Below are 21,229 nucleotides of genomic sequence, written 5' to 3' on the forward strand. Positions count from 1 at the left end.
GCTGCCCGCTACTGCACGAGCACCTGCGCCTCCCCGACCGCAATCGCGGTCGATCGTGTGAGGCCGTTCAAACGGATGGTTCCCGTCTGGCCAGCCCCTTCCCATGTGATGACCCAGTCCGAGGTGGCGGTCACCGTGTACTTCCGGTCCTGCTTCTTCGAGCTCGACTTCTCATAGGTGTGCCCGCAGTCCGGCGACTCCGCGCCGCCGTAGGACGCCCTATACGGCGTCCCGGCGGAGGTGCATCGCACCTTGCTGCCGTCACCCATATCCCAGGTGATCTTCTGGAGCTCGGCTGTGGCTGTGATGGTGATACCGCCAGCGCTGGCCGACTCGGTGATTGGACCGACCGTGTGGCTGTCGGGGTTCGCGGCCCACATCCACACCGGCATGCCGACGACGCCGATGCTGTTCTGACCGGGCTCGGGTGTGATGCCGATGTCGACGGCCCGCAGCGCCATTTGCTTGATCGCGACTTGCGCGACATCGCGGGGAGTCGGGCCGGCGCCTGAGTTCGCCGGTGGGTCCTGCGCCCAGAGCATGACCAGCGAGCCGGTCTGAGGTTGATAGCAGTTGTAGACCGCCCCGTCGCCGGGCTGATGGCCCGTCCAGCTCGGGTCGCCGGCGGGCGGCTGAGGATCGACCGGGGCGATGTAGCACTGGTGTTCGTTCGACCAATAGCCCGCGTCGCTGCTACACGGAACAGGACCTGGCGTCGGCTTGCTGATTCCCTGCTTGGTCCCGTCCCAGAAGCAGGCAGCTCCGCTCCCGGTGTCAGTCGGGCCGTCGCTGCTACCTGCACCCGGTCCCGTCGGGGAGGAGGGCGTTTCGACTGAGATCAGGCACTGCCCCGTGGCTGGGTCGGTCTGTTGGCAGACGGTGTCGGCGTACGTCGTGGCGTGACCCGATGCAACGAAGGCGCCGGCAGCTACCGAGGAGATGAGAAGCCGGATCACGAGGCCGCGCATGGCGCCTTCTTAAGATCCTGACCCGTCGCCACACGCCAGGCACCTTCCGGATCGTCGGCGTAGTTGTAGTTCGCGACCGTCAGACGGGTCCAGCCGGTGTTGGGTCGGTTCTCGCTGACGATCGACTTGCCCGCGGAGTCGATTACGTCGACGTCGCTCACATCCCAGCAGACGTCGACTTGGACGGTTGGGACCTTGCCCGCGGACGGATCAGTGTTGTCGAGATTGACGGACTGAACGTCGATCCGGGTCGCCTTGGTGTTCCCTCGTTGGGTCTGGTGCGACGAGCGCTGACGCTTCAGCAGCGTGGTCTCGGCACTTAGCTGGGCGCCAATCGCCACATCGGATAGATCGCCGAGCGGGGCGCCGGGGTCTTGAGCGACCCTGTCGACGGCGGCGTAATACCGCGCCACGAGTTCGGACGCTGCCGTCGAAGCGAGCTCGCTCTCCGAACGCGGCGCGGAGCTGCTGGTCGCTGCCGTCGGGGCCGAAGAACCTGTAGCGGGGCTTCGATCGGTGGCGGGATCGCCTCCGTTAGCGCAGGCGGATACCACGACCGCCACCACTGCAGCGGACGCTAGCGCCGAGATTCGCTGTGCGTACGTCATGGCCGAGATCCACTTTCCCCCGCAACGTGCTGTCGCGGGGAGCGCGTGCGGCGCCAGCCGGGGGGCCCGACGAGGTCGTCGCTACTACAGCGTACGTCGGAGTCGCGTCGGTGGACTAGGCCCATCGCCCCTAGCTCTCCAGCGGTCTTAGTCGGCAGTCGGCAGTCGGCTTTCGACCGAGCTGGTGCTTCGGCGAGCGCCTGCCCGCCCGCCCGCGGCACTCCCAACCTCGATTCCGGCATACACGTCATGCAGAACGAGGTGGGCTTTGTCGTCCAGGCACTGTGGACAACTCGGCCAGTACCGGGGCTGTGGACCCACGTCGACACCTTCACGCCAAGGAGGTGTGCGGCGATGACCGTCTCGATGCGAAAGATCCAGGCCGGCCGGGGCTACGACTACCTGCTCAAGAGCGTCGTCCGTGGCGACGCCAACATGGCCGACCCCAACCCGGTCACCCGCTACTACACCGAGGAAGGAACCCCGCCAGGCCGCTGGATGGGCTCAGCTCTTCACGCCTTCGGCGACGGCGAGATCAGGCGCGGCGACCAGGTAACGCCGCAGCAGCTCCAGCTCCTGATCGGCGCGGGCCTCGACCCTGTCACCGGGGAGAAGCTCGGGCGAGCCTTTCCGGTCTACCCGCCCGTCGAGGAACGACTCGCAGCCCGAGTCGCCGAGCTGAGTCCGAGCCTCACAGCCGAGCAGCGGTCGGAGGCGACGAGGCAGATCAGAGCCGAGGAGTCGGTCAAGCCGTCCAGCGGGGTCGCCGGCTACGACTTCACGTTCAGCGTCCCCAAGTCGGTCTCAGCGCTGTGGGGTGTGGCCGACGCGGGCACGCAAGCGCTGATCGTCGGTGCCCACCACGAGGCGGTCGCCGAGGTGCTCGACTTCATGGAGCGGGAGGTCGCCGCCACGAGGAGGGGCGTTGCTGCCGGCAACGGCGCGGTGATGCAGGCCGACGTCATAGGGGTCGCCGCCACTGCGTACGACCACTGGGACTCTCGACTTGGTGACCCGCAACTCCACACCCACGTCGTCGTCTCCAACAAGGTTAAGACGACCGAGGACGGGCGATGGCGCAGCCTGGACGGCACCGCGATGTACGAGGCCAACGTCCCCATCTCCGAGCACTACAACGCGGTGCTCGCCGACCGCCTGACTCGACTGTTCGGCATCGAATGGGAGCAACGAGAACGTGGTGCCGAACGCAACGCCGCGTGGGAACTCGCGCCCGTCCCCGAGACGCTCATCCGCGAGTTCTCCAGCCGCTCCAGCCACATCGACCAGGAGAAGGACCGCCTCATCGCGGAGTACACCGAGCTGACCGGACGGCGCCCCTCCTCGGCCAAGATCATCCAGTTGCGCGCCAAGGCGACGCTCGCGACGCGCCCCGAGAAGGAGATCCACTCCCTGTTCGACCTGACGACCCAGTGGCGAGGACGGGCGCAGAAGATCCTGGGGAGGGGCGCGGTCGACTGGGCCAAAGAGGTCACCGCCCCTCCTCGCGCCCGTCCCACCCTTCGCGCCGACGACGTGCCCCTCGACGCAATCACCGAAGTCGGCATCTCAGTCGTCGGAGCCGTCGAGGAGAAGCGCTCCACCTGGAAGCACTGGAACCTCTGGGCCGAGGCATCCCGCCAGACGATGGGCTGGCGGTTCGCCAGTGTCGAGCACCGCGAAGCCGTGGTCGGCATGATCGTCGAAGCTGCGAAGCAGGAGTCGCTCGCGATCACGCCGCCCGACCTCGTCACCGTCCCGGAGGTCTTCCAGCGAACCGACGGCACCTCGCGCTTCCGGCCGCGCCACGGAGTCGTGTTCACATCCGAGACCCTGCTCGCCGCCGAGGACCGCCTCCTGGCCCGGGCCGAGGACATGACCGCCCCGGCGATCGGCCTGGACGTGATCGAGCGGGTGACGCGCAAGGAACACCTGCTGTCTGCCGAGCAATCCGAGACGCTGGCACGCATCGCCGTGTCCGGGCGGCGGCTCGACCTACTCGTTGGGCCGGCGGGCGCAGGCAAGACCACCGCGATGCACGCGTTGAAGACCGCGTGGGTGAAGGCCCACGGCAAGGAAAGCATCGTCGGCCTCGCGCCGAGTGCGGTCGCCGCACAGGTGCTCGCCGAGGACTTGGGCATCGCCTGCGAGAACACCGCGAAGTGGCTGCACGAGCACGACAGGGGACGGGCGGAGTTCCGCAGCGGCCAGCTCGTCATCATCGACGAGGCGACCCTCGCCGGCACGCTCACGCTCGACCGGCTCACCGCGCTCGCTGCCGAGGCTGGTGCGAAGGTCCTGCTGGTCGGTGACTGGGCGCAGCTTCAATCGGTCGACGCAGGAGGGGCGTTCTCCCTGTTGGCCTCCGCCCGTCCTGACACTCCCGAACTGACCGAGGTCCACCGCTTCACCCACGAATGGGAGAAGACAGCCTCCCTTGACCTGCGGTTCGGACGGGCGGAGGTGATTGGCACCTACGTCGAGATGGACCGCGTCCAGCAGGGCACGACCGACGAGATGATGGACGCCGCCTATCTGGCGTGGGCGGCCGACGTCAAGGACGGGCGGACCTCGCTCCTGGTCGCCGAGGCCACCGACATGGTGATCCGTCTCAACCGGCGCGCCCGCGCCGACCGCATCGTCGCCAACCCCGTCGGAGACATCGAGGTCAACCTCGAGGACGGCACCCAGGCCTCCGAGGGTGACATCATCATCACGCGCCACAACGACCGTCGCCTCCACACCATGCGGGGCGGCTGGGTGCGCAACGGCGACCGCTGGACCGTCACCCGCGTTCACAGGGACGGGTCGATGCAGGTCCAACGACTCGGACCCGCCGTCGGCGGGTCGGTGGTGTTGCCCGCGGCGTACGTGGCCGAGCACGTCGACCTCGGGTACGCCGTCACAGCCCACCGCGCCCAGGGCATGACGGTCGACACCTCGCATGTGGTGGTGACCGGGTCGACGACTCGGGAGAACCTCTATGTCTCTATGACCCGCGGACGGGACTCCAACATCGCGTACGTCGCGCTCGACAAGCCCGACGAAGGCCACACCCCTCCCGAGCCCGACGATGTGAATGCGTACACCGTTCTCTACGGAGTGCTCCAGCACATCGGCGGCGAGCTCTCCGCGCACCAGATGATCACGGCCGAACAGGATCGGTGGTCTTCCATCGCGCAGATCGCCGCCGAATACGAAACCATCGGAGCAGTCGCCCAGCGCGACCGATGGGTTGCCATGATCCGGGGGAGTGGCCTCACCGAAGTCCAGATCGCCAAGGTGCTCGCCTCGGAGTCATTCGGCCCACTCACCGCCGAGCTGCGTCGGGCCGAGGCCGACCGGCACGACATCGATCGACTCTTGCCTGCCCTCGTCTCTCGTCGCGCGCTCGGCGACGCCGAGGACATTGGTGCGGTGCTCATCAGTCGCTTGGAGAGGGTCGCGCGTCCCAGGCGGGGCGGCCGACGCCCGTCCCCCCGCCTTGTCGCCGGGCTCATTCCCGTCGCTGCCGGCCGCATGAGCGAGACGATGTCCAACGCGCTAGCCGAACGCGCTGACCTCATGGAAGCGCGAGCGCTGTCTCTCGCGGCGAAGGCAGTCGAGGAGGAGGCTCCCTGGCTGAAGCGGCTCGGCGTTGTACCGTCGGCTGACGCGGCTCGTCGCCGTTGGCTCTACGAAGCCAGGACGGTTGCCGCCTACCGCGACCGCTACAACGTCGATGGCCGGAGAGCTCTCGGTGAGCCGAGGACGGAGTCGCAGAAGTTCGACGCCGTTCGCGCCCAACGGGCGATCCGTCGTGCCCAAGCCATCTCCGACGCTGACACGACCCACAACGTGCGTAGCCAGGCGACGGATCGAAAGGATGGGCGCACCCGTAGCGATTCACAGAGGCAGTCCTGGACCCGGTAGTCCACAAGACGGTCGATCGTGAGCCACTCGTGTCGGATGCCGCGCCTACGGAGGAGTTGACCCCACCGAAGGAGACCCTCGTGATTACCGCACTCTGGCGCCTCAGCGCCGCGATCCGCGCCTACTTGCGCTTCTACATGCCCACGAACCGAGCCGTCGACTGGCTCCGTTCGCCGCGCGGGCTCAAGTGGGCGTTTCCCGCCGCACTTGTGGCGACGCCGACGTACCTCGGACTGACCGCGCTGGCGATTGCGCTGGCCCGTCAGCCTCACTTTGGCTTCATGAACATCCTCGTCCTGCTCTTCTACTGGAACGCAATGAAGTTCGCCTGGATGGGGGTTCTCGGACCGCTTTGCCAACTTCGCCTGGCCCTTCGTCGTGCTTCGATCCCCGCCTCGCAGAAGCTGTTGGCACTACCTGCTTGCGAGCGGCCTTCGCCAATGAGCGACTCTTCGGTTTGATGGGGTTGTGGACCTGAGTTGGAACGAGGTTGGGGGCCTAGTCCTCCTCCTGTCGCTCACACTCGCCGCACTGACTTTCGCGGGAGTTGCCCACCGTCGTGCTGTGTTGGGTGCCTCGGTGCGCGCGTGCGTTCAACTCACGGTCGTAGCGCTCGCGCTTCGGGGTGTCTTCGCTGCGCCAGTTGCGGTCATCGCGGTCATTGCGGTGATGCTTGGGGTCGCTGTGTGGACAGCGGCCCGGCGTCTTGGCGGCGGCGCTGGCCTCCTTCGGGTGGTCGCGGTGGCCGTCCTAGCTGGCTCCGTGGTGTCCGTCGGCGTGATCGTGGGGCTGCCGACGTTGAGCCGTGACACGCGAACCCTGGTCGCCGTCTCCGGCATCGTCATTGGGGGGACCATGACGGCAGCGACGTTGACGGGCCGCCGACTCCTGACCGGATTGAGAACGCGGCGTGACGAGGTGGAGGGGTGGCTCGCGCTCGGGGCAACGCCTCGTGTTGCGGTCCGACCGATTGCGCGGCAAGCGGTGTTCGAGGCGCTGATCCCGGCACTCGATCAGACCCGTACGGTCGGGCTTGTGACGCTTCCGGGCGCTTTTGCTGGCGCGCTGATAGGTGGGGCGGGCGTCGCTGAGGCGGCGCAGTTCCAGGTGGTCGTGCTTGTTGGCCTACTGTGCGCCGAGGCGATCACCGCGGTCGTGCTGGCACATGCACTCGGCGCGCCAACCCATCTCCCCGAACCAGAGACGGACGCTTGAGCTGCCCGCTCCAATGGTCGTTGAGCGGCCCGACTGCAATGCCGAGCCGCTCCCACTCAGGCAGCAGCACTTGAAGCGCTCGGTCGGTCTTGATCCAGGAGCGGGGGCTCGCGTAGCGGTCGGTGTCGTGAAGCAAGACGGTGCCGCCCGGCCGCAGGGCGCGGTTCACTCGCTTGACGATGCCCTCGGCGCTGACGAATCGGGACCAGTCCCGTCCCCAGGCGGTCCACAGCACCGGAGTGAGGCCATTTATGCGGGCGGCCTCGTTGGAGGCGAGGGTCGTTATGCCGTACGGCGGTCGGTACCACCGTGGCCAGGCGCCGGTGATATCCGTGAGGAGCGCCGCGGTCTTCGTCAGGTCTCGGCGGAGCCGCTCTGGAGCCATGGAGAGCGTGCACGTATGACTCCAGCCGTGGACGCCGAACTCGTGTCCGGCGAGGTGCATCTCGGAGACGAGGCTGCGATTCCTCTCCACGTGCTCCCCGATGACGAAGAACGTTGCTCGGACGCTGTTCCGGGCGAGGGTTTCAAGGATGACAGGGGTGGAGCCCGGGTCGGGGCCGTCATCGATCGTGAGCGCGATGTGGCGCCGATCCGACCGGCCCGCGAGCGAGGGCGTTGCCCAGCGCATGGGAGCGCCGTACAGCGCTCCTGGAATCCACTGGCGGATTCGAGGGCTCCTCATCCGCCGACCAACTGGGCGGCGGGCTGCGCGGGGAGGGAATCCAGCAGGGACGCACGCCGTTCCCACCTGCGCGGCGGCGAGGCTGACCGCAGGGATGCCTGGTCGATCGCTGCGCCGAGTTCGGACGCAGTCTGCGGCCACGGCGCGAGCCCTTCTTTGGCGAGCGCCTGCGCGCTGGCCTCGCCATGGCCGGGGAGCGGACGGTAGGAGATGAGGGGGGTTCCGAGTGCGAGTGCCTCCAAGGTTGTGAACCCGCCGGAGTTCTGAAGCAGGCAGTCGGCTCCGCGGATGGTGTCGGTGAGCCCATCGAGCCATCCGAGGGCGAGTACGCCCGGCTCGCGCTCGACGACCCGGCGAAGCCGTTCGTTGCGGCCGCACAGGACGACTGGCCTCGCCCGCCCGGTGGCGCGGACGTCGAGAGCGGATCGGCGAACGTCTCCGGCGCCCTCAGATCCGCTCGCGATCAGGGCGACCTGCTCAGTCGGTCCGAGGCCGAGTCGAGAGCGCAGGGTGAGTCGCTCGTGCCCTCCGGGGAGAGCGACCTGCGGCGTCAAGGGAGCGATGACGCGGACGTCTGCGGCGCCAAGCGCGGTCGCCTGCCGCGCGGCCTCCTCATGAACAGCCAGATGTCGGTCGACCGACCTATGGACCCAGACGGAGTGGACAGAGGCGTCGGTCAGGTAGGTGACCGTGGGTACGTCGAGCGCGCCCCGCTCGCGGAGGTATCCGAGCGCCTGGCTGGCGAACGGATGGGTCGAGACGACGAGCCGCGCGTCGGCCTGGACCGCCGCGGCGACGCGAGCCGCTGGCAGGCGACCGACAAGGGGGTGGTGACTGCGGTCGAGGCGGCCGCGACGTACCTCCGCCGCATCGAGGGACGACAGCAGTGCCCGCCAGCTCCACGGCGCGACCTTGAGCTGAGTGAAGTACGCCCGCCGCAGTGCGTGGCCGATTCCGAGGGGAAAGAGCTCGGCGATGTCGAGGACGTCGACTCCGAAGCCGGCAGTCGTCAGTCGATGCTGGATCTCGCGGGCGGCGGCATCGTGTCCTGCGCCATAGCTGCCGGACACGACCACGGCGCGGGACAGAGACGATTTGCCGTCTTCGTGCGAGGAAGGAGAGGACGGAGGGGCCGAGGACCGCGCCTCGTCGATGATCATGGTCGGATCCTCGGCGCACGCTCCTGTAAGGAGCCTGACAGCCGTCAGCCCGCTGCGGACGAGGAAGCTGATGCCGTGGGCGACGGGGCGGCGGGCGAGGTCGAGGCGGGCGGTGGTGTCGGAGTCGTGGCATCAGGCGCCTGGCCGTGACCACCGTCGGTGCCGTTGTCAGAACGAGGGACCTTCTGGCCCCCACGTGGGCCGTCGCCGGATTTCTCGTGATCGCCACCGCGGCTGTCGTGCTGCTCACCGCCGCCGTGTCGGCCCTCGGACGATCGCCCGTCCGCGCCGTGGTCGTCTCCGTCGGCCAGCGCATACCCGGCGGCGCCGGAGCCGACGAGGAGCAGGCCGGCGACGAAGGCTGCCGCGGCCCAGCGCGCGGCGCCGGGCACGTTAGTCAGTCGGGCCCGCAACGCGGCGAGTCGGCGTCGCCGCGGCGTGGTCTCGGGCGCTACGGCCTGGTCTCCAGCGGTCTCGGTCGGGGCAGTCGGGTTGGGGGTGGTGGGATCGTCGGTCACGTAAGGCTCCTGGCTTCGGAAGTGGAGTACACACGGTCTCTTCCCCCAGGTCAGCGCCGCGGCAAGGCGACTTCAAATCAGGGTCAAATCAGCGGGCGCCCAGAACGAGGCGCACGTAGCGCCAGGTCCCGTCGTGAGCATCTCCCGCGGGTCGCTCGCCCAGCTCGATCGCCCCTCCGCTCGCCTCGGCGCATGAACGGGCGATGTCGAGTCCGAGTCCGGTAGATCCGCGATCGCTCAGCCCGCGCTGGAGCGCGATGGCAGGTACGCCGTCGCCGCGGTCAAGCACGTCGACCTGCGCTCGCGTGGCATCGGCGTGCCCGGCGAGTGCGGCGAGCGCGGCCTCGACGCGCACGGAGGTGCCGATCGGGGTGTGAGCGATGGCGTTCTCGAGGAGAGCGTCGAGCGCCGCGGCGAGGTCGCCCTCGGCCGCGCGTACCCGTAGGTCGTCCGGTAGCTCGATGCACAGGGACGCGTTGCGTCCCTGGTCGTCGAGGAGTGGCTGCCAGAACTCGAAACGGTCCCGCACGACCTTCACCAGATCGGCGCTGGGCAGGGCGCCCTCGCGCTGCGGGCGCCGGGCGGCCTGGATGACCGCGGTGAGTGTTCGTTCGAGCTGAGCGAAGTGATCCTCCAACTCCGCCTTCGCCACCGATTCGGGGAGTGCCTCGACGTCGAGCCGGACGGCCGTCATCGGCGTACGTAGCCGGTGGGAGAGGTCCGCCACCGTCTCCCGCTCGAGGGCGAGGAGCTCGTCGATCCGCCCCGCGAGCCGGTTCAACGCGGCGCCCACACGCCGCACCTCCGCCGGCCCGGAATCTGGGACGCGAGCATCCAGGTCGCCCTCACCGAGCCTGTCTGCGGTGCGCGCCATCGCGGTGAGGTCGCGCGCGAGCCGGCGGGCGATGAGCAGGGCAGCGAGGGCGACGAGACTGACGATCAAGAGTCCTGCGGCGCCGAGCGCCCCGAGTTGCGTGGCCGTGGCCGATCGCACGACCGAATCCGGGACGTAGGCACAGACCGTCACCTCGCGTCCGGCCTCCGATGTCCCGATCCGCACGACGCGGCCACCCTCCGTACGGCTCGTCGTGACCTGCGACGTCGGCAGCAGGTCACCACCCCTGCGGCCGTGGTCGTCGTCGTGCCTGCCGTCGCGCCCCAGGCCGCCACGGGACGCCGAGGCGACGGAGGCGCAGGGCGTCGCTGAGGAGCCGATGCGGCTCCCGTCGGGCAGCAGCACGGCGACCGGAGCCTCGTTGTCGCGATCGTTGAGGCGCGTCACCACGGCAGTGAGATCAGCCTGTGCCGCGGACCCGGTGCTGATGTAGTCAGCGACCCCTTGCACGAGCGTGCTCGCGCGCTGCTCGGTCTCCTGCTCCGACGTGCGGTAGGTCGACACGGCGACGGGCACGGTGAGCAGGACCAGCACCGCGACCGCGGCGCCCACACCGAGCGCCAGGATCCTCGCTCGAAGGCTGACGCGGACGTCGAGGCTCCGTCTCACGACGTCGGTCTGCTGTCGGCGGGGGAATCGTCGGGCGGGACGAGCTTGACGCCGACCCCGCGGACACTGTGCAGGAAGCGCGGCGTCGCGGCGGTTTCGCCGAGCTTGCGCCGTAGCCACGAGAGGTGGACATCGACGGTTCGGTCAGCGCCGCCCCAGGGCTGCTGCCAGACCTCGGCGAGCAGCTCGCGCTTGGTGACGACCTGGCCCGCGCGGGTGGCGAGCGCGAGCAGCAGATCGAACTCCTTGCGGTTGAGCCCCAGGTCGCTGCCATGGAGCGCCGCCGTACGCGCCACCGGGTCTATCACCAGGCCGGCGACGACGACCCGCCGGTCGGCAGGCGCGGACGACGCCGTACGGCGAAGGACGGCACGAATGCGCGCCATGGCCTGCGCCGCGGCGAAAGGCTTGACGAGGTAGTCGTCGGCGCCGGCGTCCAGGAGTCGAACGATCTCGCGCTCGTCGTCGCGAGCCGTGGCGATGACGACCGGGAGGTCGCTGCTTGCCCGGATCATAGTCAGGACATCGGCGCCGTCGAGATCGGGAAGGCCGAGGTCCAGCAGCATCGCGTCCGGGAGCTCGCTACCGACGGCCTTGATCGCCTCGACAGCTGTGGCGACGGAACTCACCACGGCGCCGTGCGCTGTGAGACCGCGGGTGAGAGAGGCGCGGATGGCCGCGTCGTCCTCGACCAACAGAATCCGTGTCACCGACCAGATGCTAGAGCGGAACCGTCAAAGGCACCCTAAGAGCAGCTCAGAACTGGATGACGGCGCCATCCCCGCGAGGAATCGCGGTGCAGGTCCGAATGACACCCGCCGCCCGCTCCTCGGTGGTCAGTTCAGCATCGCCAGATTCGCACTCGCCACTGACGACTCGCGCGACGCACGTTCCGCACGCGCCGGACAGGCAGGAGTAGGGCAGGTCCAGTCCACCCCGGAGCCCGGCGTCGAGGACCGTCTCGCCTGCAAGCGGCGACAGTCTGGTGGTGACGCCCCCGATAATCACGCTGAGAGGGCTACCCGGTGCCGAGTCGCCTGGTCGCCGAGCGATCTCTTCGCCGTGACGACGCCTCGCTGCCTCGAACGTCTCCGCGTGGATGGCCTCGGAGCCAACCCCGACCGACTCGAGGAAGGTGCGCACCTCACTCATCATCCCGCGAGGTCCACAGAGGAAGGCCTCGTCGAAACCCGGGAAGTCGAGATGCTCCAGAGCCGGAGCGGCGAGCCGCGAGCTATCGATCCGCCCCAGCTGATGCGAGGGAGCCCCGGGGTCTCGGCTGTAGAGGTGCACCACCGTCAAACGACCGGCGGCGTTCGCCTCCACCGCGATCAGCTCGTCGCGGAGCATGACCGAGTCGGCGTCGCGATTTCCCAGGAGGAGGACGGCGGAGCTCCGCGGCTCGATCGCCAGGATGCTTCGCACGATCGAGATCACCGGGGTGATGCCGCTTCCCGCAGCGACGCCAAGCACGCGCCTGCTTCGGAGGGGATTGAGCACCGTGGTGAACCTTCCCTGGGGCGGACATACCTCGATCACGGTCCCGACGGTGACCTCGGTGGTGAGCCAACCCGAGAAGGTCCCGCTTCCGCCGTGACGGACGGCGATGCGCAGCTCGCCGTCGGCGATTCCACTGCAGATGGAGTACGGCCGCCGCATCTCCTGGCCCTCGACGAGCGCCTTCAATGTCACGAACTGCCCGGGTTCGAAACGGAACCTTTCCGCGAGATCGGCCGGGACCTCGAACGCGATCGACACCGAGTCTGCGGTCTCGTTCCGGGCGTCGCGCACGGTCAACGGATAGAAGTCCAGTCTGCGCTCAGGCGATGCGGAATCACGTGTCTCACTGCCCCCGCCTGGGCCCAGCGCTGCGGGCGGCCGGCGGCCTGCGAGAAGCCGATAGACGCAGAGGAAGGCGAACGCCGCGGCGACCACCACGACGACAGCCAGGAGATACCTGTTGCGCCGGTCGGTTCCCGCTTGGAGAAGGTGGAGGGTCGAGGCCACGAAGGCAGCGAAGGCGAGACGATGAATCCACCGCCACAGCGACTCTGGGATCCTCGGCCTCAGCCAACTGGTCACGGCGATCGCCGTCAGCAGGTAGAAGGTCACCACACCCCAAGCGACCGCGGTCGGCCTGTACTCCGACCTCAGTGGGATCAGCAGGTCGGCGATGCCGTAGTCGATCCAGCGGTCGATGTAGAGGCCGACCATGTGCACAAGGACGAACACGACCGTCAGTGCGCCGAGTAGGCGATGAAGGTCGAGGAGCCACGCGGGGGCCGGCCGGTTGCCGAGCACCCGCGTTGAGAGGAGGAGGCCCCACAGCACGCTTGCCGACAGCAATACCCATGCAGTCAGTCCGCTGGCGCGGGCGACGTGCCACCAGAGTTGTGGGTCCACGGCTCAAACCTTTCGAAGGAGTTGGTGCGGACAGAGCTGCCGTCCGCCAGTGTCAGTAGCCCTGCGAGGGCGGTGGTGTCGAGCAGCTGGATCCCGCGCCGCGACCCGCCGACGACAACCGCCTTGGCCACGACCTCCGCCCACATCGCCTGGGCTGCGATCACGGTGACCGCGTCGGTGTCGCCTGAGGCCGGCTGCGCGGTTGCCGGGTCGATCAAGTGGTGGGCAGCGGCTGTTCCGGACCTCCAACGCCTTTTCAGCCGGGAGGATGTTGCGATACCGCCCTGATCGAGGCCGACGATTGTCTGTTGCCGAGTTGGATTCCGGGGGTCTTCCACCGCGATCGCCCACGTGCCCACTGCGGGAGGTGGGGCACCGGTCACGCGCACATCGCCGCCGACGCTGACGCACGCTCCGGCGACCCCTCGATCGCAAAGCTCGACGGCGAGGAGGTCGGCGGCACGGCCCTTTCCGATTCCCCCCAGGTCCAGCCGTACGCCGTCGGGCAGCGTGACGCGGCGCCCCTCAAGGGTGATCCCAGCACAGCCGGGAACGGCGGGCTGCGGCCCTGGTGACGCAGGCGCATCACGAATCCGGTCGAATGTCCGGTCGTAGCCAGCATGGACGACGGCATCGTGCACGGTGGGGTCGAAGAGGCCGCCTGTCCACTGCCAAGCCTCCACCGCGTAGCGGATCAAATCGAAGGTCTCCTCACGCACGTCGATACTTCGCTCGGCGTTGAGGCGGACCAGCTCGCTCGTTGGCCGGAAGCGCGACCAGACTTCCTCGAGGTCGCTGAGGCGTCGCTCCGCGAAGGCCAGGTCAGTCGCAGTGCCGCCGACGAGGACCACCCGGACGCGACCTCCCATGGCAGTCCACGTTCGTTCCACCTACTCGCTGCCGCCCGACTCGGCAGCAGGTGTCGGGGTCGCCGCGGGCGGCGCCACGGGCGGCGTGGCCGGGGTCGGCCCGGAGCTGGTCGTGCTCGCGGACGATGCCGGAGTGTTGGACGAGCTGGAGTCTGACGTTGTCGATGTCGAGGCGTGGGTGCCGGACCCGGCGCCGGACGCTGGCTTGGGTCCTGTGGACGAGGCGCCGGTGGATAGGGTGGTGCCGCCCGCCAGCGGTATCGCGATGGTGAGGTAGTGCTTGCGATGGACCGTGCGCACGACGGTCTGAGGGTGCTCGCGTACCCAGGCCGCCAACTCCGCGTTGGCCTGCGACTGGAGTCGGTTCGACTCCAGTGCGGCAGCTGCCTCGCGCTCAGCCTTCGCTTCCGCGTCGATGCGAGCTTGGTGTGAGAGCACACCGACGATCAGAAGTGCCCCGGCCGTGCTGGCTCCGGCCACGGCGATGCGCGCAGCTGCGGCTGGGTGCCTAGTCATGCTCTTCCTCGTCGTCCGGTAGAGGGCTGGCGCTCACGGTGTCGGTCGTCGACGCAGAGGGCGACGGTGTCCCTGATGTGCTCGGAGGGACCGACAGGGGAGGCAGCGACACAGTCGGAGGGGACGGTGCCGCGCTCGGGGTGCCGGTCGGCGTCGCCGTCGGTTCGGCCGTAGGTCTCTTGGTCGCGCTCGTCGTCACCGAAGCGGTCGGCGAGGCTGACGTCGTCGGACTCGCGGTCGATGCGATACCTGGGCCGGCGACGTACTCCACGACGGGCACCCACTCGTCCACATAGCGCGTCTCCTCCACGGTGGGCGTTGAGGTCTGCTGGGCGGCTTCGATCGCCGTCGGCACGACGGCCAGCGTGGGCTCTTGATAGAGGGTCACTCCGGCGTACGCCGCCGAAACGCCGACCGCCACGGTCGCGAATGCGACCGCGAGCGCGGTGCGATGCTCCATCGCGCCCTCCCGTCAGATCACGTCGACTTGTCTCCTGGCAGCTCGAGAAAACTACTATCGAACTTGTAGTTGTCTATCCGGGATCCTATCTGCTTAGGTTTGCCTTGCCTAATCAGGGCGAGAAACGCGTGGCGCTTTCCATGCGCCTGCCTCACCAAGGAGACATCTCTTCATGACCGTTCCCTCCAGCCGCTTGCGCCTTGCGGCAGTGGCCGCCGGCGTCGGACTCATTGCGACGACTGCCGCTGCAGCCATCACCGAGGCGGCCTTCGCTGTCGGCGCCGATCCGTCGTTCGGCAGCGGCGGCGTCGTGCAGCTCAACCTGTCGACGACCGGCTCCGACCGTCTCTTCGCCACCGCTTCCGGCGCTGGGGACGTGACGTACCACGCTGGCTACACAACAGTCAGCGGTACCAACCGGGCCTTCGTCGTCGCCAAGACGACTGCGACCGGTGCCCTCGACACGGCGTTCGGAAACGCCGGAGTTGCTGTAGTTGACGTCAACCCCGGCCCGTTCACGAGCCCGGCGACGGGTGCGACCGAGTCGGCTCGCGGGATCGCGGTCCGCCCGAACGGCAAGGTCGTGATCCTGGGCCAGGCCGAGACGCCTCAGGCGGGTGCGGCCGACCCGGCCGACGTGGACATCTACGTCGCACAGCTCAACGCGAACGGCACGCTCGACACCTCCTTCGGTGTCGCGGGCGTCACCCGTGTCGACCTCTCGCCGGGCACGGGCACCGGTGTCTCCCGCGACCAGGCCGGCTACAACATCTCGCTCCGCCCTGACGGCAAGGCGATCTTCACCGCATCCCAGGGCCTCGACTCGACGCGCACCAATCGCGAGATCGCGGCCGTCCAGCTCACTGAGAGCGGTCAGCTGGACACGACCTTCAGCGGTGACGGCATTGCCACCACGGTCAACCCCTCGGAGACCTCGGAGAACCCACGGCGAGGCTTCGTCGACGCGCAGGGTCGCTACATCACCTCCGCCTACAGCGCGGTGGGCACTGGGAAGAATCAGCCCTGGATCTACCGGTTCAACGCCGACGGCACGCTCGACTCCACGTTCGGGACCGGCGGCATCGCCACCGCCAAGCCCGGCGGCGCGGACGGCATCATCGAGGCCTACGGCATCGAGCCCCAGGGCGACAAGTACGTCATCGCGGGCTACGGCGGGCGCGACACCGAGCTGGCGACCCACGACGAGGACGCCGTCATCTACCGCTTCACTCAGAGCGGTGCGCTCGACACCACGTTCGGCACCAACGGCCTCACCACGGTCAACCGCGAGAATCCGTCCAAGCCGGCCGGGGGCAAGGACTTCCTCGACCGTGCGCGCGGTCTCACCGTCCTTCCTGATGGCCGCATCGTGACCGCCGGCAACAGCGGTCCGGACGCCTTCACCGCCGTGCTCACGCCGAACGGTCAGCTCGACACCACGGTGTCGCCCACCGGAACCTTCCTGTTCGACTTCGGCGGGGACGCCGACACTTTCTGGGGCATCAGCGTCGTCGACAGCGGCCGCTCCGTCGTGATGTCGGGCTACGGGGGCTTTGCGGATGCGACCAAGTTGGCTGCTGACGCCTCGACTGTGGTCAAGCTGAACATCTCCGACCCTGCGCCGGCCGTTCCGCCGGCCAGCACGACGATCGCTTCGACCACGACGGCGAAGTTCGCCAAGCGCACGGTCTCGGCAAAGAAGCGAGCGGTGGTCAAGGTGCGCATCGCTGCGTCTGGCGTGGTCCCGACCGGCACGGTGAAGGTGCTGGACGGTGCCAAGGTCATCAAGACGGTCAAGCTCTCCGCCGGTGCCAAGGGCTCGCTGAGCATCAAGCTGCCCAAGCTCAAGAAGGGCAAGCACAAGATCTCGGTGACCTATTCGGGTGACGCCAAGACTGCGGCATCCAAGTCGAAGACGGTTGTCCTGAAGGTCAAGCGCTGACCTGGACGCACCTTGTCTGCGGTTCGCCCGGGTCCAGAGATGGACCCGGGCGAACTGGCGCCAGGGGGCACCCGGATTCGCAGTCAGCCTCGGTTCAGGTAGGGCCGCCTACCGTCCCGGCCATGAAGACACCAACCCGCATCTTCTCGTCGCCGAAGGTCCCTGAGGTCTTCCTTGTCTTCTGGGTGATCAAGCTGCTGACGACGGGCATCGGGGAGACCGCGGCGGACTTCCTGGGCACGTGGAACATCGCCGCAGCCGCTGTGATCGGAATCGGTGGCTTCTTCGCCGCGATCTGGTGGCAGACCCGCGCGACGACGTACCACCCGGTGAGGTACTGGATCACGGTGCTGTCGGTGGCGCTCTTCGGCACGATGATCGCGGACGGCCCGCATGTGGCGCTGGGAACGCCCTACTACGTCGACTCGGGCATCTACTTCCTCCTGCTCTGCGGGCTGCTGGTGTGGTGGCAGCGCTCGGAGGGCACGCTCGACATCCACTCCATCACCACGAGCCGGCGCGAGCGGTTCTACTGGGGCACCGTGCTGCTGACGTTCGGGTTGGGCACGGCGCTGGGGGACACGACCGCGACGAACCTGCACATGGGCTTCGGCTGGTCGACGCTGCTCTTCGGCGCCCTGATCCTGGTCCCACTGGTGGCCTGGCGTCTAGGGGCGAGCGCGGTGATCTGCTTCTGGGCGTCGTATGCCCTGACCCGCCCGCTCGGCGCCAGCATCGCGGACGGGCTCGCGGTGTCGCGTCACGGCGACCCGGCCGGGCTCGGATGGACGACCGGCCTCGTCACGGCGATCGGCCTGGTGCTGTTCGGTCTCCTCGTGGCGTACGTAGCGATCACCCACTCCGACGTCGAGGGCGCGCACGGAAGTCACGCCGCGGAGGCCGAGGTCGAGGCTGCCTGAGAGCCTGGCTCCCTCATTGGCCGCCGGGGAACGTCACCACGAACGTGGCGCCGCCCCGCTCGTTGTGGGGACTGCCGACAGCGACGTCGCCGCCACCGGTGCGAGCCACCCGGCGGGCGAGGGAGAGGCCCAGCCCCGAGCCGTCGTCCCCGCTCCATCCGGGCTCGAAGATGCGATCGACAGCCTTGTCTACGAGTCCGGGGCCGTCGTCGGCGACGAGGATCTCCACGGTCCGGTCGGCGACGCGCGCGGTGATCCAGACGTCGTCGGCGAAACGCAGTCCGTTCTCGACGAGCGGCGCCAAGGCGCGGACGGCGAGCTCGCGGGGGACGTCGAGATGCGCCGTGTCGGGCAGGTCGACGGTCAGACGACCGGAGGGCCTGGCGAGTGCGAGCAGATCGCCTCTCAGCTCGGCCAGGCGCGAGCGCGGGACAGGGTGGCGCTGCTGCTGGCTCCGGGCGAGGTCGAGGAGCACCGTGATGGTGGCCGACATCGAGGCGCTGGCCTGTCGGATCAGGTCGACGTCCTCGCTTGCCTCGGCGTCGAGGTCAGTCCGCAGGGCGAGGAGCTCGGCGGCCCCGTGGATGGTGGTCAGCGGCGTGCGCAGCTCGTGCGCGAGCTCAGAGGTGAGTCGCTGCTCGGTGCGGATCGCCGATGACACCTTGTCGAGCAGGCCGTCGAGGGTGCTGCCGAGCGCGCGGATCTCGTTGGTCGGGGGGCCGAGAGCGAATCGGCGCTCGAGGTCCTGCTCGCTCCATTGGTCCGCGGTGCGTGCCATCTCCTCGACGGGACGGAGCACCCGCCGGCTGATCCACGCCGCCGACCCGGCTGCCATGAGGACCAACAGCGCGCCAGCGACGACGGAGACCACGAGGGCGGAGCGCTCGTTGCGCTCGTACGGCGCCATCGCCTCGGTCATCACCACGACCCCGGTGACGCCGGTCGGGGTCTGGAAGGGCATCGCCATGATGGCGTAGTGCTCGCCGCCCTCCACGACGCGCGTCTCTTTGGTCGTGGAGAGGTCGGCGAACTCCTCCTGCATGGACGGTGGCACGGTGCCGGCCACCTCGCTTCCGGTGTCGTCGTAGACGGCGACGCCGGGGTCGAGCTGTGCCCGAGGCACGGTGAGGGTCGCGCCAGCGGAGGCCGTGCTGATGCCGTCGATCAGCGCGTCGGCTCGGTCGCCGACCACCCGCTCGGTGGTGCTGTTGGCGGCGCCGGCGAGTGAGAGCTGGACGACGATCACCAGGCCTGCGGCGACGGCGCTGGCTAGGAGCGCGGTGATCGCGACCAGCTGGGTCCTCAGGTTCAGTCGGCCGCGGGCGGCGTGCCACGGCGCGCCGATCGAGCTTCGGATGGACGCGATGCGGTCGGGCACCTCCTACCTCTCTCTACTTTTCCGTGTTGCGGGTCATGGTGAAGCCCACGCCGCGGATGGTCTCGATCCCGGCCTCGGAGCCGATCGACTCCAGCTTGGTGCGCAGCCGCCGGATGAAGGAGTCGACGGTGTTGTCGTTGACGATGGCTCCGTCGGGCCACGCGGCGGCGATCACGCTCCGACGGCGCACCACCTCGCCGGGACGCGCGGTGATGGCGGCCAGCATCCGGAACTCGGTCGGGCTCAGTCGCACCTGGCCAGCTGGTGTTCGCGCGGAGTGGCTGATCGGGTCGAGGGTGAGCCCGCCCGTCGCTAGCCCGGGGGTGGGGCCGCGTCGTGCCAGGACGTCGAGGCGCGCCAGCAGGACCTTGAGCTCGAACGGCTTCGTCACGTAGTCGTCGGCTCCCGCCGCGAACCCCGACAGGTGGTCCTGGGTCGCGTCCAGCGCGGTGAGGAAGAGGACGGGCGCGTGCTGTCCCGCCGATTTCAGGGCCTGTACGACGTCGCGCCCGTCGGCGTCGGGGAGCCCGATGTCCATCACGATGACGTGGATATTGTTGTCCGGACTGAACTGGCGGAGCGCCTCGCGGCCGTTGTGCGCCACGACGACGTCGTACCCGGCCTGCTTGAGGCCCCGCACGAGGATGGTTCGGATGGACTCCTGGTCCTCGCAGACTCCGATGGTGAGCATGCATCCCATGATCTCGGACGAACCTGCACGAAGCCTGACCATCGGAGCAGGCAAGGGCGGTGGCAAGGTTGCTGGCAGGTCCGCTTCGTACTTTCGATGGCATGACAGCACTCCTGACCGCGCTCATCCATGACCTCGGTCCAGCAGGGGTTGGACTGCTGGCCCTGGTGGTCTTCGCCGAGACAGGGCTGCTCTTGGGGTTCTTCCTTCCGGGGGACTCGCTGCTGTTCACTGCTGGAATCCTTGTGGCATCGGGGGCGATGCCACTGCCCGTTGTCGCAGTCATGGCTGTCACCGCCGGAGCCGCGATCGCCGGCGACCAGGTGGCCTACTGGATAGGGCGGCGATGGGGGCGGGAGTCGTTCTCCGGCCGAAGCCGCTGGCTGCCGAAGCGGCGCGCGGACGCAGCGGTCTCCTTCTTCGCCCGGCACGGTCACCGCGCGGTAGTCCTTGCCCGCTTCCTGCCCCTGGCTCGGACGTTCACGCCGGTGGTGGCTGGGGGAGCCGGCATGCCGCGCGGTCGGTTCACCACCTACAACATCGCCGGCGGCGTGCTGTGGGCGTGCGGCCTGATCCTCAGTGGGTACCTCCTCGGTGGCGTGCAGCTTGTCGCCGACCACGTCGAGCTGGTCGCGCTCGCCTTCGATGCCTGTGTTCTGTTTGGTGCGGCTGTAGCCGTGGCCCGCTCGATCCTGGTCCGTCGGCGAAACCGCGACCGCCGCATTCAGATTGCCGACGACGACGCCGTTCACCGGCAAGACGAGGCCGCGTAGCCCCGATCGGTCAGGTTGGTGACAGGTAGGTCTTCCTACGGTCACCGCCATGACCTCGACACTGACCTCCCTGCTGTCCGACGCGGGACCGTTCGCTGTGCTGGTCCTGGCGCTAGTGATCTTCGCCGAGACCGGACTGCTAGTGGGCTTCTTCCTCCCCGGCGACTCCCTGCTGTTCACCGCCGGGCTGTTGGTCGCCTCAGGCGTGCTGAACGTCCCGCTGGTCGTGGTGATTCTCGTGACGTGGATCGCGGGCGCCCTGGGTGACCAGGTCGCCTACTGGATCGGGGGGAAACTCGGGAAGAGCCTCTTCGTGCCCGGTCGATCCCGCTGGATCTCGGTCCGGCACGTCCGAGCGGCACACGAGTTCTTCGCCCATCACGGCCACAAGGCCGTCATCCTGGCTCGCTTCGTGCCCCTGGCTCGGACCTTCACCCCGGTCGTCGCCGGAGCGGTCGAGATGCCTCGGCGCCGGTTCACCACTTACAACATCGCCGGTGGCCTGCTGTGGACCGCGAGCATGTCCCTGGCCGGCTACTTCCTGGGCGGTGTGCCCATCATCGCCGACCATGTGGACATCGTCGTAGTGGGCATCGTCGCGCTCTCCCTGGTCCCCGCCGCAATCGCGTTCTTGCGCGGCCGCCAAGCCAAGGGCGGGTCAGCAGAGGCGGGTGCGCCAGGGGACCAAGCCGTGACTGACCAGGCCTGAT

Annotated in this window: 19 protein-coding genes; 8 read left to right on the plus strand and 11 right to left on the minus strand. The window is 68.6% G+C overall.

Annotated features, from left to right (window positions below; all coding sequences use genetic code 11):
• Positions 1 to 8: 8 nt before the first annotated feature.
• Positions 9 to 968 (minus strand): hypothetical protein, encoded by a 960-nt coding sequence (locus QM572_RS12130; RefSeq protein ID WP_415093424.1) that lies wholly within the window; start codon positions 966 to 968, stop codon positions 9 to 11.
• A complete protein-coding gene (locus QM572_RS12135) occupies positions 953 to 1,381 on the minus strand; it encodes a hypothetical protein (protein WP_415093426.1) in 429 nt (142 codons plus the stop codon). The genes QM572_RS12130 and QM572_RS12135 overlap by 16 nt, the downstream gene beginning before the upstream one ends.
• 561 nt (positions 1,382 to 1,942) lie before the next feature.
• On the opposite strand from QM572_RS12135, the gene mobF reads away from it, so the two are divergent.
• The 3 genes from mobF to QM572_RS12150 all read left to right on the plus strand — a co-directional run bounded on the left by mobF (position 1,943) and on the right by QM572_RS12150 (position 6,700).
• Positions 1,943 to 5,485 carry a MobF family relaxase gene (gene mobF / locus QM572_RS12140; RefSeq protein WP_415093472.1) on the plus strand — a complete coding sequence of 1,181 codons (3,543 nt, stop codon included), beginning with the start codon at positions 1,943 to 1,945 and terminating at the stop codon, positions 5,483 to 5,485.
• Between the two features lie 80 nt (positions 5,486 to 5,565).
• Positions 5,566 to 5,946, plus strand: a complete 381-nt coding sequence (locus tag QM572_RS12145) for a hypothetical protein (RefSeq protein WP_415093428.1) — start codon at positions 5,566 to 5,568, stop codon at positions 5,944 to 5,946.
• Between the two features lie 7 nt (positions 5,947 to 5,953).
• Positions 5,954 to 6,700 (plus strand): ABC transporter permease, encoded by a 747-nt coding sequence (locus QM572_RS12150; RefSeq protein WP_415093430.1) that lies wholly within the window; start codon positions 5,954 to 5,956, stop codon positions 6,698 to 6,700.
• Here the strand turns inward: QM572_RS12150 and QM572_RS12155 are convergent.
• From QM572_RS12155 to QM572_RS12180, 6 genes are all read right to left on the minus strand, one after another.
• On the minus strand, positions 6,630 to 7,331 hold the full coding sequence (locus tag QM572_RS12155; protein WP_415093432.1) for a polysaccharide deacetylase family protein: 702 nt from the start codon (positions 7,329 to 7,331) through the stop codon (positions 6,630 to 6,632). The two genes, QM572_RS12150 and QM572_RS12155, sit on opposite strands and share 71 nt — an antisense overlap.
• A gap of 50 nt (positions 7,332 to 7,381) precedes the next feature.
• Complete coding sequence (locus QM572_RS12160) at positions 7,382 to 8,545, minus strand: MGDG synthase family glycosyltransferase (RefSeq protein WP_415093434.1); 1,164 nt, start codon at positions 8,543 to 8,545, stop codon at positions 7,382 to 7,384.
• Positions 8,546 to 9,151: 606 nt separating this feature from the next.
• Complete coding sequence (locus QM572_RS12165) at positions 9,152 to 10,567, minus strand: HAMP domain-containing protein (RefSeq protein ID WP_415093436.1); 1,416 nt, start codon at positions 10,565 to 10,567, stop codon at positions 9,152 to 9,154.
• Entirely contained in the window at positions 10,564 to 11,277 is a 714-nt protein-coding gene (locus QM572_RS12170) for a response regulator transcription factor (RefSeq protein WP_415093438.1), read from the minus strand. Before QM572_RS12170 ends, QM572_RS12165 begins: the two co-directional genes overlap by 4 nt.
• A 46-nt stretch (positions 11,278 to 11,323) precedes the next feature.
• Complete coding sequence (locus QM572_RS12175) at positions 11,324 to 12,970, minus strand: 2Fe-2S iron-sulfur cluster-binding protein (protein WP_415093440.1); 1,647 nt, start codon at positions 12,968 to 12,970, stop codon at positions 11,324 to 11,326.
• A complete protein-coding gene (locus QM572_RS12180) occupies positions 12,925 to 13,821 on the minus strand; it encodes an FAD:protein FMN transferase (RefSeq protein ID WP_415093442.1) in 897 nt (298 codons plus the stop codon). Before QM572_RS12180 ends, QM572_RS12175 begins: the two co-directional genes overlap by 46 nt.
• 16 nt (positions 13,822 to 13,837) lie before the next feature.
• Between QM572_RS12180 and QM572_RS12185 the strand changes: the two genes are divergently transcribed.
• Positions 13,838 to 14,116, plus strand: a complete 279-nt coding sequence (locus QM572_RS12185; protein ID WP_415093444.1) for a hypothetical protein — start codon at positions 13,838 to 13,840, stop codon at positions 14,114 to 14,116.
• 231 nt (positions 14,117 to 14,347) lie between these two features.
• Here QM572_RS12185 and QM572_RS12190 read toward each other — a convergent pair whose 3' ends face one another.
• Positions 14,348 to 14,815: a hypothetical protein gene (locus tag QM572_RS12190; protein WP_415093446.1), complete on the minus strand. Its 468-nt coding sequence runs from the start codon at positions 14,813 to 14,815 to the stop codon at positions 14,348 to 14,350.
• 172 nt (positions 14,816 to 14,987) lie between these two features.
• Here QM572_RS12190 and QM572_RS12195 point away from each other — a divergent pair, with 172 nt between their 5' ends.
• Positions 14,988 to 16,757: an Ig-like domain repeat protein gene (locus QM572_RS12195; RefSeq protein ID WP_415093448.1), complete on the plus strand. Its 1,770-nt coding sequence runs from the start codon at positions 14,988 to 14,990 to the stop codon at positions 16,755 to 16,757.
• Positions 16,758 to 16,879: 122 nt separating this feature from the next.
• Complete coding sequence (locus QM572_RS12200) at positions 16,880 to 17,677, plus strand: hypothetical protein (protein WP_415093450.1); 798 nt, start codon at positions 16,880 to 16,882, stop codon at positions 17,675 to 17,677.
• A gap of 13 nt (positions 17,678 to 17,690) precedes the next feature.
• Here the strand turns inward: QM572_RS12200 and QM572_RS12205 are convergent, their stop codons facing one another.
• Both QM572_RS12205 and QM572_RS12210 read right to left on the minus strand, forming a co-directional pair.
• Positions 17,691 to 19,055, minus strand: coding sequence for an ATP-binding protein (locus QM572_RS12205; protein WP_415093452.1), 1,365 nt, complete (start codon positions 19,053 to 19,055; stop codon positions 17,691 to 17,693).
• Between the two features lie 13 nt (positions 19,056 to 19,068).
• Positions 19,069 to 19,746: a response regulator transcription factor gene (locus QM572_RS12210; RefSeq protein ID WP_415093454.1), complete on the minus strand. Its 678-nt coding sequence runs from the start codon at positions 19,744 to 19,746 to the stop codon at positions 19,069 to 19,071.
• 101 nt (positions 19,747 to 19,847) lie between these two features.
• Between QM572_RS12210 and QM572_RS12215 the strand changes: the two genes are divergently transcribed.
• Both QM572_RS12215 and QM572_RS12220 read left to right on the plus strand, forming a co-directional pair.
• The gene (locus tag QM572_RS12215; RefSeq protein ID WP_415093456.1) at positions 19,848 to 20,519 is read left to right on the plus strand and encodes a DedA family protein; all 672 of its coding nucleotides are present in this window, start codon (positions 19,848 to 19,850) and stop codon (positions 20,517 to 20,519) included.
• Between the two features lie 49 nt (positions 20,520 to 20,568).
• A complete protein-coding gene (locus QM572_RS12220; RefSeq protein ID WP_415093458.1) occupies positions 20,569 to 21,228 on the plus strand; it encodes a VTT domain-containing protein in 660 nt (219 codons plus the stop codon).
• Position 21,229: the final 1 nt, after the last annotated feature.

It is taken from the genome of Nocardioides sp., from assembly GCF_047607365.1.
Lineage (GTDB): Bacteria > Actinomycetota > Actinomycetes > Propionibacteriales > Nocardioidaceae > Nocardioides.